This is a genomic window from Mycobacterium toneyamaense, assembly GCF_055384815.1.
This window is the reverse complement of sequence record NZ_AP040333.1, coordinates 1701901-1713639: the sequence shown is the minus strand read 5'-3', so window position 1 is coordinate 1713639 and position 11739 is coordinate 1701901. Positions and strand designations below refer to the sequence as shown.

11 protein-coding genes are annotated in these 11739 nt (G+C 66.1%); 6 read left to right on the top strand and 5 right to left on the bottom strand.

Annotation, left to right across the window (positions count from 1 at the left end; translation table 11 throughout):
* Positions 1-5: 5 nt before the first annotated feature.
* The 5 genes from ACZ5IQ_RS08320 to ACZ5IQ_RS08300 all read left to right on the top strand — a co-directional run bounded on the left by ACZ5IQ_RS08320 (position 6) and on the right by ACZ5IQ_RS08300 (position 6587).
* Complete coding sequence (locus ACZ5IQ_RS08320; protein WP_464481114.1) at positions 6-299, top strand: hypothetical protein; 294 nt, start codon at positions 6-8, stop codon at positions 297-299.
* A 353-nt stretch (positions 300-652) separates the two neighbouring features.
* The gene (locus ACZ5IQ_RS08315) at positions 653-1627 is read left to right on the top strand and encodes a DUF4333 domain-containing protein (RefSeq protein WP_464481113.1); all 975 of its coding nucleotides are present in this window, start codon (positions 653-655) and stop codon (positions 1625-1627) included.
* Positions 1628-2017: 390 nt separating this feature from the next.
* On the top strand, positions 2018-3253 hold the full coding sequence (locus tag ACZ5IQ_RS08310; protein ID WP_213020305.1) for an IS256 family transposase: 1236 nt from the start codon (positions 2018-2020) through the stop codon (positions 3251-3253).
* Positions 3254-4106: 853 nt separating this feature from the next.
* On the top strand, positions 4107-4982 hold the full coding sequence (locus ACZ5IQ_RS08305; RefSeq protein ID WP_464481112.1) for a cellulase family glycosylhydrolase: 876 nt from the start codon (positions 4107-4109) through the stop codon (positions 4980-4982).
* 393 nt (positions 4983-5375) lie between these two features.
* On the top strand, positions 5376-6587 hold the full coding sequence (locus tag ACZ5IQ_RS08300) for an alkane 1-monooxygenase (RefSeq protein ID WP_464481111.1): 1212 nt from the start codon (positions 5376-5378) through the stop codon (positions 6585-6587).
* Here ACZ5IQ_RS08300 and ACZ5IQ_RS08295 read toward each other — a convergent pair.
* From ACZ5IQ_RS08295 to ACZ5IQ_RS08275, 5 genes are all read right to left on the bottom strand, one after another.
* Positions 6584-6991 (bottom strand): DUF2628 domain-containing protein, encoded by a 408-nt coding sequence (locus ACZ5IQ_RS08295; RefSeq protein WP_244872616.1) that lies wholly within the window; start codon positions 6989-6991, stop codon positions 6584-6586. The two genes, ACZ5IQ_RS08300 and ACZ5IQ_RS08295, sit on opposite strands and share 4 nt — an antisense overlap.
* Positions 6992-7048: 57 nt before the next feature.
* Positions 7049-7603: a hypothetical protein gene (locus ACZ5IQ_RS08290; RefSeq protein ID WP_464481110.1), complete on the bottom strand. Its 555-nt coding sequence runs from the start codon at positions 7601-7603 to the stop codon at positions 7049-7051.
* A gap of 177 nt (positions 7604-7780) precedes the next feature.
* Entirely contained in the window at positions 7781-8419 is a 639-nt protein-coding gene (locus ACZ5IQ_RS08285) for an NUDIX hydrolase (RefSeq protein ID WP_464481109.1), read from the bottom strand.
* A complete protein-coding gene (locus tag ACZ5IQ_RS08280) occupies positions 8412-9950 on the bottom strand; it encodes a nicotinate phosphoribosyltransferase (protein WP_212812334.1) in 1539 nt (512 codons plus the stop codon). The genes ACZ5IQ_RS08285 and ACZ5IQ_RS08280 overlap by 8 nt, the downstream gene beginning before the upstream one ends.
* Positions 9951-9961: 11 nt before the next feature.
* Entirely contained in the window at positions 9962-10810 is an 849-nt protein-coding gene (locus tag ACZ5IQ_RS08275; protein ID WP_212812335.1) for a phosphoribosyltransferase family protein, read from the bottom strand.
* 72 nt (positions 10811-10882) lie between these two features.
* Here ACZ5IQ_RS08275 and ACZ5IQ_RS08270 point away from each other — a divergent pair, with 72 nt between their 5' ends.
* Positions 10883-11737, top strand: coding sequence for a DUF1542 domain-containing protein (locus ACZ5IQ_RS08270; RefSeq protein WP_212812336.1), 855 nt, complete (start codon positions 10883-10885; stop codon positions 11735-11737).
* Positions 11738-11739: the final 2 nt, after the last annotated feature.

Below are 11739 nucleotides of genomic sequence, written 5' to 3'. Positions count from 1 at the left end.
TCGCCATGAGCACCGAACGCGACTTCGCCGACGAACCGCAGAGTTTCGCGGCACCCAACCGGCGCCAGTCGTACAACCCGCTCCTGCGCCCTGGCGACGTTGATCCGATGGGGTTGGCGTGCGAACGCACGGGCCGCGAGGACACCGAGTTCAGTTTCGGGCCAGGGCTCGTGCCTCCCGGCAAGGAACGCGCGCTACCTCGCGACGGCGGGATGTATCGGGGCACCACCCCACGGCGTGGCCGGCCAAGTGCCCGCGACTATGACGCACCGGGCCACCCCGGCTACCGGGTCCGCTAGCGCCGCCTACGCCGATGCCGAGCCGCCGACCGACCCGAACCCCGCGTAGCGCGCCGCAACATGGCGGCGGCTGCGCAGGGGTATCGGACGGCGGCCCCTAGACCTCAACCGGGGCGGGTTGTCGCCCGCCCGCGCCCTCGGGTTCCTTTCAGACGCCTGCCCCGGTTGAGTCCAAAAGCGAAGTTGCAGAAGCACCGGGATTCACAGCTACCTCGCAGTTAGAGTCCTTGACTATGCCTCGCATATTGTTTGCCACGACCGCCTTGCTGCTAGCCACGCTGCTGGTCTCTTGCGACAAGTTGGAGTCAATGAGTGTGGCAGGACAACCTCGGACGTTCGAAGCAGCTACCAAGGTGGCCCAGGAGTTCGTAGACCGGCGAGCCGCGGGCGATTATGCGGGAGCCTGGCAGCTATTCGACGGTCGGACACAAAGCGGAATCAGCCAATCCGACTACGTCTCACTGACTCAAACGTGTGCTTCCGCGATTTATAAGATCCCCTCCACGGCAACTGGCGGACGCATGGACGGCGATAGTCGTGCCCTTGTCCTGTTCAAGCCACTCGGCTTCGCGGTTGAGTTACCCGTCATCTATGAGGTTGGCCAATGGCGCATGGAGCCATCGGACGACTTCGCCGCAGAACTGGGAAAACCCGTGGACCAGATCATTGCGAAGAGGCGCGCCGAAGGTCACTGCGGCGGTCCCGATTCTTCGAAGATCATGCCAACTACCAGCACGGCTCCGAGCCCGACGGTCCCAACAGTCGATAAGGCCCAGGTGGCCCGCCAGATCACCGATGACCTGTTCAGACAGTTTGGGTCCCGACCCGATTCCGTGACGTGCCCGGAGGACTTGAAGGGCACACCCTGGGCAACCCTTCGTTGCGAGCTCAAGGACAGCGGGCAGACGTACGGTGTCACCGTCACGGTCAACAGCGTTCAAGGTTCAGATGTGAACTACGGGTTCAAGGTCGACGAAAAACCGAACAACGCGGCAGCTCCAAGCCGCCCAATCGCGGGACCGAGTGCTACTCCAGCCGCCACACAGACGGTTGATCAGTTTCTATCGAACACACCTGAAGCGAGCGAACGGCCGATTCTCGGGGGCTTGCGCAAGCAAGGCTATGGGTACTTGGACTACTCGTCGGTTATTGAGGCCTGGGACCGGACCTGCTCGTTATTCGGCGGTGCACCTGGAGCAAGCGACGCCGCAGTCAATGATGCGAAGGAGCGTCTCATCGGCATGCGCTTCACTCCCGCTGAGGCCGACGCAATCGTCGGGATCGCGTTGCGGGTGCATCGACAGCCTGGCATCGAGAGCTGCCCCTAAGCGGCGCGGTCAAGCCCGCACGGCCGTTCGATTACCTCGGTTCCGCCCTTATTCGTCCCTCGTAGGATGCCGAATCTATGCCGGTACTACGCCGACCCGATAGCGGACTGAAGGCGGGCTGAAGGCAAGCATCAGCGCTGGTAGATAGCAACTTTGCAACAGCGCGGCAGGGCTTCTACCTCGGTCGATTCGACTAGCGGGTCGCGGGTCGAAAAAGGCTTCCAAACTAGCTACGCGGGTTCGATTCCCGTCGCCCGGGTTGCGTCCAGCAGAGTGGTGTATGAGTCGGACCTGATTAGCGGTACCGGCGTGTCGTAGCCGACTGATTGAAGGTCATCGCGTGATTCTTCGAGGGACCCGTCAAAGTCACTCGAGCAAAGGAACCACGCGATGACCGTTGCCCAGAATATCGACCTGCCGACTGTGCTGGCCGAACGACTCACCACCACACATCCCGACGTGCTGCGCGAGCTGCTCGCCACGTTCATCCACACCCTGATGGGTGCCGAGGCCGACGCCCTGTGCGGCGCCGGATACGGCGAACGCAGCACCGATCGGACCAACCAGCGCAACGGCTACCGTCGCCGCGAATTCGACACCCGTGCAGGAACATTAGATCTCGCAATTCCCAAGCTACGGCAGGGTTCGTACTTCCCGGACTGGCTACTGGAACGCCGCAAACGCGCCGAGCGGGCCCTGACGACCGTGGTTGCGACCTGTTATCTGCTCGGGGTCTCGACACGGCGGATGGACAAGCTCGTCGAAACGTTGGGCATCACGGCGCTGTCGAAGTCTCAGGTCAGCGTGATGGCCAAGGAACTCGACACCGCTGTGGAGGCGTTCCGCACCCGCCCTCTGGATGCCGGCCCCTACACGTTCGTGGCCGCCGACGCCCTGGTACTCAAGGTCCGCGAGGGTGGCCGCGTGGTCAACGTGCACGCCCTGATCGCCGTCGGAGTCAATGCCGAGGGCTACCGCGAGATCCTGGGTATCGACGTCACCACCGCCGAGGACGGCGCCGGCTGGCTGACCTTCTGGCGGTCGCTGACCGCCCGCGGACTCTCAGGTGTGAAGCTGGTGACCTCCGACGCCCACGCGGGCCTGGTGGCCGCGATCGGCGCCACCCTGCCCGGCGCCACGTGGCAGCGCTGCAGAACGCATTACACGACCAATCTGATGGCCCTCACCCCGAAAGCATCCTGGCCTTGGGTACGCACCCTGCTGCATTCGGTATTCGACCAACCCGACGCAGAATCGGTTGCAGCCCAATATGACCGGATCATCGACGCCCTGGCCGACAAACTTCCCAAGGTGGCCGACCACCTGGAGGCCGCCCGACCGGACCTGCTGGCGTTCACTGCGTTCCCCAAACAGATCTGGCGCCAGATCTGGTCGAACAACCCCCAGGAACGGCTCAACAAGGAGATCCGACGACGCACCGACGTCGTCGGCATCTTCCCCAACCGCGACGCCCTCATCCGACTCGTCGGGGCCGTGCTGGCCGAACAACACGACGAATGGGCCGAGTCCCGCCGCTACCTCGGCCTCGACGTCCTGAGCAAATCACGCACCGTCAACGACACCCCGGCAGAACAGGAGGCCACCACCGCGGCCCTGACCGCCTAAACCATCACATCGAAGAATCACACGACGACGTCGTACACCACGTGGGTGGACTTGACCGTCGCCCGCTCCATCGAAGTGGCTGGTAGGCCTGTTATCGCAGGTCTACCACCCATTCGGAACACCCCTCTGGTCCGGCCCTGTGCCGCTGGTTCGGCCGTGCTGCGAGGCACCCGGCTGTCTTGCGTCAAGGCAATCGTCATCGACCAGTGTCACGGTGAGCAGGAACAGCAAGAAGACGAACCGACTGGTCGGCGTTGGAGTTCCAGCGGCAACACTTGACTACGGTGTTCAACCTGCCCGACCCATCAGAGCTCCCGCCCGCCCCGGCGAGCTGCCGACCCACGCTGTGCGACGACTCAATCGCTTCGTGGTAGTTGGCGCAGCTGACACCGCCACGGAACTGAGGGCGGCGATGTCGGTGCCAGATTCTCGGTCCAGGCACGCGTAGACATTCATCGTCGTCCCCGCCGCGTGGCCGATCCGCGACAGCCTGTCGGGCCTCGGTGCCAATGCGATCCGCCCGCCACACCGCCGAGTCCACGCCTGCCGAGGGCAGGCGTCGAGGCCGATCGGCGCGTCCCGATTGAGCGTGAGTCGTGCGGCAGCCTCATCCGGCAAGCGGCCGCACCGCTTGCGGCGGGTCCGGCCGACGTCGACCTCCGAGGGGGCGCCGGAAAGTCCATAAATTCCTTGCGCGCAACATATTTCACCGCCCGGGACCCAAACCGAAGCCCGCACGCCAGAGAGCTTGTCGGCCCCCGCTGATAGTAAAAGAGGGGGGCCCAACGACATGAGTGCCGCTAGGGGATCGCCCAACTCTCAAAGTGATGCCTACGCATGAAGGGGATTTGAATTGACCATCGGAATCAATCAGAGCAATCTGTGCCAGCTGTCGGCCGCCGACCTGGCGAAAGCTCTGGACGGTATTGCCCAAATGGGCTTCAAGACAGTCCGATTCGCGGTCGACTGGGGCTATTTGAGCAACGCTTTCGGCTCGACCAACTACGCTCCCGTCACCGCGGTGAACAACGCATTGGTCGCCCGGGGCCTGACCCCCATGCCGTGCCTGGGCATCCACTACCCGTTCAACCACAGCGCCTCCGCGTTCGGCAACTTCGTGGGCAAGTGCGTTCAGATCTTCGGCAGCATTCCCTACTACGAAGTGTGGAACGAACCGAACCTGATCGCGTTCAGCATCGGCAGTCCAGCCACCTACCTGTCCTACCTCAAGGCTGCCGCGCCGAAGATCAGAGCTGTTGGCTCACAGGTGATCTCAGGCGGCATGGCGGCGTACCCGACGTTCGGGTCGAACAAGTCACCGGTCGACTGGCTGAACGGCATGTACGCCGCCGGCGAAAACGGTGACTACGACCTGTTGGGCTACCACCCGTACAGCATCAAAGACGACCAGAACGCCACGTTCGTGGATCCGCGTACGACACCATTCGGCATTGCCCAGATCAACGCACTCAAGGCGGCGCAGGCCGCCAAGGGTGACACTCGGCCGATGGCATTCACCGAAGTCGGATACATCACGCCCGACAAAGTAAGCCTGGCTGACGCATCCGACTGGTTGACATGGCAACTGGCAAACCAGGATCCGTCCTTCCCGTTGACGTGGTTCTTCTGCTACCAGGACACCGCGGGCGACGGTGGTGGCTACGGGATTCTGGACTCCTCAGGTATACACAAGCAGACGTACTACGACACAGTCGCTGCCCTGGTGTAATGCCTAGGCCAAGCGGTGGGCCTTCGAGTGAAGACCCGCCGCTTGCGCCGTGCCAACGGTTCCGGTGTGGCGTCGCATGACACGGGGAGCCTCCGAACCGAAGCACCAGCGAGCGCGAGCGCGGACGGTTTCCGTCTATAGCAACTTTGCCTCATCAACCGAAGTTCATCCCTGGCGTGGCGGTCGGTAAATTCCACTTACCGCCATATTGACCACCACTAATTCTGGGAGTTTCCTGCCAATTCGATGCAAATTACCGCAATGTCGAATGCCGTATGCATTTAACCTAGAATCAGCAGCTCAACGACGATTCATGGAGAAATTCAGGAAACACTGGCAAATATTTTTGCCATCCAAGTCGAGACTCCAACTCGGTGGCGGTATAAATGCCCGATGACCGCGTCGATCATCTCTTCGTACCGCCGGAACAGGCGGCCCGTCGACGTGGGTGCAGAGGTTGCTGAGAGCACGTGGCGGGACCCGAAGAGGTACCTGTGGCTGCTGGTTCCGTCCGCCCCCGGCGCGGTGACGCTGTCCTGGCTCCTGGTGTGGACCACACGGCTGCACGTCTTCTGGTGGACCGCGGTCTTCGTGATCATGGTGGCGGGGCCCGCCGCCGATCATCTGCTGGGACGGGAGAAGGGCGATCGTGCGCCCGACCGCATCCTGGCCGAGCTACAGCAGGACAAGTTCTACCGGTTCGCCACACACATGTTCCTGCCCACGCAGTACCTCGCCCTGGCTTTCGGCTGCTGGGTATGGGCCGGCGGCGGGTGGGTCACGTTGACGTTCAGCGACAAGCTGGGGCTGATGGTGGCGGTCGGCCTCTCCGGCGGCATCGCCAACAACGCGGCCCACGAATTGGGCCACCGGCGCGACCGCGCCGAACGGTGGCTGAGCAAGCTGGCGCTCGCCCAGAGTTGGTACGGCCAGTTCTACGTCGAACACAACCGCGGACACCACGTCCGCGTCGCGACGCCGGAGGACCCGGCCAGTGCCCGCTTCGGCGAGAACGTGTACTTCTTCGTCGTGCGGTCGGCCGTCGGCAGCACCCGATCGGCCTGGCAAATCGAGACGAAACGCCTTGACCGCCAAGGCCGTTCACGTTGGAGCGTGCACAACGACGTGCTCAACGCATGGTTGTTGAGCGTCATCCTGTTCGCCGGGCTGGCACTGTGGTTCCGGCCCGTGGTGCTGCCGTGGCTGTTCGGCCAGGCGCTCATCGGCATCTTCCTGCTGGAGGCCATGAACTACCTGTCCCACTACGGGCTCCGCCGGCAAAAATTGCCGTCGGGCCGCTACGAGCGACTGCGCCCGTGGCACAGCTGGAACAGCAACACCGTCATCATGAACGTGTTCCTGCTGCATCTGCAGCGGCACTCCGACCACCACATCGACCCGTCGCATCGCTACCAAGGGATTCGGCACGCCGAAGATGCGCCGCAGCTGCCGAGCAACTACACCGCGATGCTGGTCCTCAGCCTCGTCCCGCCGTTGTGGCGCCGCGTGATGGATCCGCGCGTCCTCGCCCTCTACGACGGAGACCTAAGCCTCACCGCGCTGAGCCCGCGGCAGCTGCAGCGGTTGGCGCTCGACGGCAGCTAGCGCTGCCGGCCGTGCCCCTCGAACAGGTTCCAGGACTGGCTCCCCCGCACCACGTGCAGGTAGTACGCGTAGTTCGCGGTCGACATACCGATGGCGGCAAGACCGAATCCGATGGCACGGGCGAGGGAATCCGACACGTTGAGGACGACGAGCACCACCTCCACCGCCACGAATATCCCGAGCAGCGTCAGCCCCTTGCGCCACATGCCCTTGACGAAGAAGTAGATGGGGCCGAACAGGAAAGCCAGGATGTTCGAGGTGAGCTTCACCCGCTCCAGGAACGTCAGGGCCTTGTAGGCGGCCTTGGACTCCGGCGTCGAGTTCGGCAGACCGTAGGCGTTGAAGAAGTCGAACCGCTTCTGCCACGACGGGGACACCGTAATGCTGGGAAGTTGCTGTGACACTTCACCAACATTAACGGCCGTGCAGTTTTGTTTGTGCGCTCGGGTCTCCCCGCACGCCTAGCTGCTGCCCGGAATCGGCCGCGCCACGCCGTTGGTCGTACGAATGACGTTGAACTGCGGCGGATTGGCCGGGGCGGGAGCTTCCGAGCTCGCCGTTGCGGTCGCGGTGGCCGACGGTGACGCGGCGGGCGGAGGCGCCGGGGCCGGTGCGCCGGCCGGCGGCGTGTACTGCCGGGCGGGCGGCGTGTAGGTCGTCGGAGCCTGGGTCGTCGCCGTCGAGGGACGGGTCGGTGGCGCGGGCGCGGGGCTCGGGGGCGCGGTCGTCGTCGGCGTGGGGGCCGGGGCAGGTGCCGGGGCCGGTGTAGTGGTCGTCGAGGCCGACGACGTGGCGGCGGGAGCCGACGTGGTCGAGCTGGTGGGGGTGGCCGGGGGCTCAGGCGCGGGCGGCGGGATCTTGAATCCGGCGAGCGATCCGATCCCCAGCAGGATCAACAAGATGAGGACAGCACCGCCCCCGATTATCAGCACCTTGCCGGTGTCGGTGGTGAACCAGCCCGTCGGTGCCGATGCGGTGTGAGCGTTTGCCACCGGTTCGGTCTCTGCGTCTGCCATAAGTCGATCTCCTCCCAGCAGGGTGCCGGGAGCGTATCCCGTAAATCAGCAGGTCGCGACTCATAGTGAAGCCATTTTCCCAGGTCGGTGGCGTGTTCACAGGAACGTAACGTGCGCGCCGCGCACCGCGCCCACCCATATGCCCCAGCAATTTGCCAGCGTTTACGCAGTCGACGTTTATCCGGCGACCCGGTACACCGTCACCGGCCGGGTGTGCGCGGGCCGGCTGCCGTCCGGGGTGAACAGCGGCGCCCGTTCCAGCCGGCGCCGCATCGCCGCCAACGGAATCGGCTCGGCTCCCGTGCCGCCGGACAGGTGGAACAGCAGCTCGGTCAGCTCGCAGACCTCACCGGCCGTGCAGCCGGCGCCGAACATCGCCGCGACGGTCGCGGGGTCCGACAACAGTCGCTGCGACACCGTCGCCGCGGTGTCCCTGATCATCGCGTTGTGTCCGAAGGGCAGCGGTGGCACGGGTTTGCCCTTGCGCACCACGAGAACGTCGTCGTCGCCGGGTTGCGCGCGCATCACGTTCACCAGTGACACGGTGTGGCCACGCTCGTCGCGCTGCGGGTCGGACACGACGAGGGCCACCGTCGGCGGTCCCTCGATCGGCTCGGCGCCGGCCCGGTCCCGCAGCGCGCGGTGCGCCGCCGCCGCGACCGTCTCGCCGTTGGCCGCATCGAGCACCACACCGGGTAGCGCCCAGTCACCCTGATGAGGTTGACGCTGCCGACGCGCGAGGATGAGCCCCGGCTCGTCGCCGGGGCTCACCGCGAAAACGTCGACGCTCAGCCAGGTGGCCGGCGACTCAGCCATGACGGGCGTCCTCCTCGCCGGCGGCGTACGCCGCCCACTCACGTCGCACGGTAGCGCGCACCTCCGCGAAGGTCACCGGGTTGACGACGACGCCGTCCTCGAACACCGTCCGCATGGCGGCCGTCGTCTCGACGACACCGGCCGCGCCCTGCACCAACGTCAGGCGCCCCCGCTCGTCGCGGATGACCGCCAACCGGCCCCGTGCGCTGCGCTTGCCCGGGTCGGTGACCGGCGCCTTGGCGATGTCCCGGCCGCGACCGTCGATCTGCACCCAGGTGGCCTTCATCGCGATGGAGAACGTGTCGCGCGTGACGTATTGGTATGTGTACGAACCGAATCCGAGCACCGGCGTGGTGGACACGTAGCACTGGGCCGCCAGGTTGGCGGTGATGGCGTCGGCCCGGTCGTGGGTGATCGAGTCGCCGTAGATGACGCCGATGTGCGGATCCAGTTCCCGGTAGCCGGCCGCATTGACGGTGCCGCCGAACACCTCCCACAGCAGGTTCACCACGCCCTTGTTGGCAGGGCTGCCGACCGGGGCCTGTGGGTCGCCGCACAGGATGCGTTCGGGGTCACCGCTGTCCGGGCGGATCACCACCTTGCCGTCGCGCGCGATGATCGTGTCTTTCAGCGCGGGCAGGATTCCGGTGCAGACGTGCCACAGGTCCCAGGTGTCGCTGACGATGGACACGATGCCGGTCGGGTACAGGTCCAGCAGCCGTGCGAACGTGGCGACCTCGTCGTCCCGGGTGCCCGCGCACATGACGCTGTGCTCGGTGGCCGGCACGCTGCCGCCGATCACGGTGCCCTCGGGCGAGCCCGGGTAGTTCCGGTCGATCCAGCCCAGTGCGGGCAGGCAGTCGGTGCCGGTGAACGCCAACAGGTGCGCGGCACCCGAGGCGGCGGCGGCCGCGCTGCCGGCCATGCCCCGGAAGGAGAAGTCGTGCCCCTGCCAGTCGACGACGGCCGGGTCGGCGCCGGTGTCGCGCGCGCGGGCGTCCAGCAGCGTCCGGTTGCGCCACGCGGTGGTCGCCGACGTGATGGGCTGCCACAGCGCGGCCGACATCTCGGTCTCGATGTAGTTGGTCAGCCAGAAGAATTCGGGCGCGGTGTTCTCGACGGTCAGGTACGGGACGCCGACCGGGACGATGGTGCCCTCCGGCAGCGCGCGCACCCGCAGCGGCAGTCTGCCGTACGCGTGCAGCTGCCGGATGTGTTCGGCGCCAACGTCGTTGGGCCCCAACACCTGGGTGACCCGCTCCACGTAGGCTCGGCACACCTCGTCGATGTCGGCGGCGAAGAATGCGTTCCACCGCTGATTCAGGTCGCGCAGGTACGCCTGCAGGCCGAAGAACGCCGTCCAGCTCACGCCGGGGATGCGGCTTCCGCGGGCCGTCAGGTTGGAGTAGACGTACTCGGTGCCGGCCGGGTACTGGCGCCGGTGGTCCAGCTTGTAGGCGTCGGTGTCCATCAGGACGTCCAGGGCCGCAATGGTTTCCGGCCGGTACGTGGTGGTTGCTTCGATGGTCATTGGGAAAGTCCTCAGGTCAAGGTGGTCAGTGCGCGGACGATGAACGGTTCCAGCGGCTGGACGTGCACACCGTCGGGCGTGGCGCGGGAGTCGGTGCTGGTGACGGAGGCGTAGCCGGCGAGGTTCTCGCGCCAGCGGCCGGTGAAGCAACCGTGACTGACCCACAGATGCAGGGCCAGCTCGGGCCGGCTTGCCCGGATGGCATCGGCCAGCCCGGCGAAGGTGCCGCCGCCGTCAAAGATGTCGTCGATCACCAGCAGTCGGCCGCGGTCCGGCAGACCCTCGGGGGCGACGAACCCCGACAACTTGCCGTTGGCCGGATTGCGTTGTTTCCCAGCGACATACAGCGGCACACCCAATCGGGACGCCACCCGGCCGGCGCGGTCGCGGGCCCCCTTGTCGGGTGCGACGACGCCCGCCCAACCCGGGTGGTGCGCGGCGCAGCCCACCAGGTCCACGGCCTCGATGACGGTGACGGCCGCTCCCCCGCGCCGGGCCTCGTCGGCCCAGACCGGTGAGTGCGGGTCCACCGTCACGATGTGCGCGACGCCCGTCGCGGCGGTGAGCCGGGCGGCGACGCGGGCGTCGTCGGTCGGGTCGTGATCACCGCGGGCCGACGGCAGGTACGGCGCCACCAGCACCGGAGCATCGGCCGACCGGTTGCGGTGGAAGGCCGCCCACTGCCCGACCGCGGCGTAATCGATTGCACCGCAACGGTTCCAGGCGACGGGGCGCAATCCCGGGCCGAGCGGTTCCAGTTCACGGACCGCGGTGTCGCCACCGGGATAGCTGGTGACGATTCCGGGTGCGGTCGCCAGCGCACCGCGTTCGGTGTCGAAGACGTGGAATGTCAGGTTCATGACGACGACCGTAATAGATATGGACGCAAATGTCCATATCTATGTGACGGTGGTCATCGGTAAGCTGCCTCCATGGAGTTCGTGCTCATCCTGATCGTCATCGCGGCCATTGGGTTCTTCCTGTTCAGCAGGCAGAACAAGGCCAACAAGGCTGCCGCGCTGGCCAACGCGAAAGCCGACGCCCGGCGCGTCATCGAGATGCTCGGCGGCCAGGTGTTCAACCTGACCGGCACCGATGACGCCTCACGCCAGGCCCTGGCCGACGCGTCCGAGCGCTACAACGCCGCCGCGTCGCAGATCGAGCAGGCCACCACCGCCCAGCAGGCGGCCTTTGCGAAACAGAGCGCGATGGAAGGGCTGTACTACGTGCGGGCCGCCCGGACCGCCATGGGCATCGACCCCGGTCCCCCGCTGCAGGAGCTGGCCGGCCAGCGCGGCGCGGGTTCGGTCACCGAGGACCGCCGAATCCAGTTCGGCGGCAGGCAGATTCAGGCCTCACCGGGCCCGACGGCCGCCACACCGAATTACTACCCCGGCGGCCGGGTCGCCGGGCGCCCGGTGCCCGAGGGCTGGTACTCCGAGCCGTGGTGGAAGCCGGCGCTGGTCGCCGGGGCGTGGGGTGTGGGTTCGGTGCTGTTGTTCGACGCCCTGTTCGACGGCATGCACGGAGTCAGTTACGGCGCATCGGGTTTCGAGTCCGGATACGGCTCGGGATTCGACCAGGGCTACCAGCAGGGCCTCGATCAGAGCCAGTTCGCGGACTCCGGCCAGGGCCAGGACGTCAGCTGGAACGACAACAACGGCGGCTGGGATGCCGGCAGCGGTAGCTGGGACTCCGGGAGCAGCGACTCGGGTAGCAGCTGCGGTGGTGGCGGCAGCAGCTGCGGCGGTGGTTGCGGTGGCGGCTGCGGCGGTGGCGGCGACTAGCC

What these genes read in the sequence shown, in the direction of transcription:
- ACZ5IQ_RS08285 (WP_464481109.1), bottom strand. Translation starts at nt 8,419, where the DNA reads ATGGCTGAGTCGCCGGCCACCTGGCTGAGCGTCGACGTTTTCGCGGTG.
- ACZ5IQ_RS08300 (WP_464481111.1), top strand. Translation starts at nt 5,376, where the DNA reads ATGACCGCGTCGATCATCTCTTCGTACCGCCGGAACAGGCGGCCCGTC.
- ACZ5IQ_RS08280 (WP_212812334.1), bottom strand. Translation starts at nt 9,950, where the DNA reads ATGACCATCGAAGCAACCACCACGTACCGGCCGGAAACCATTGCGGCC.
- ACZ5IQ_RS08290 (WP_464481110.1), bottom strand. Translation starts at nt 7,603, where the DNA reads ATGGCAGACGCAGAGACCGAACCGGTGGCAAACGCTCACACCGCATCG.
- ACZ5IQ_RS08275 (WP_212812335.1), bottom strand. Translation starts at nt 10,810, where the DNA reads ATGAACCTGACATTCCACGTCTTCGACACCGAACGCGGTGCGCTGGCG.
- ACZ5IQ_RS08320 (WP_464481114.1), top strand. Translation starts at nt 6, where the DNA reads ATGAGCACCGAACGCGACTTCGCCGACGAACCGCAGAGTTTCGCGGCA.
- ACZ5IQ_RS08310 (WP_213020305.1), top strand. Translation starts at nt 2,018, where the DNA reads ATGACCGTTGCCCAGAATATCGACCTGCCGACTGTGCTGGCCGAACGA.
- ACZ5IQ_RS08270 (WP_212812336.1), top strand. Translation starts at nt 10,883, where the DNA reads ATGGAGTTCGTGCTCATCCTGATCGTCATCGCGGCCATTGGGTTCTTC.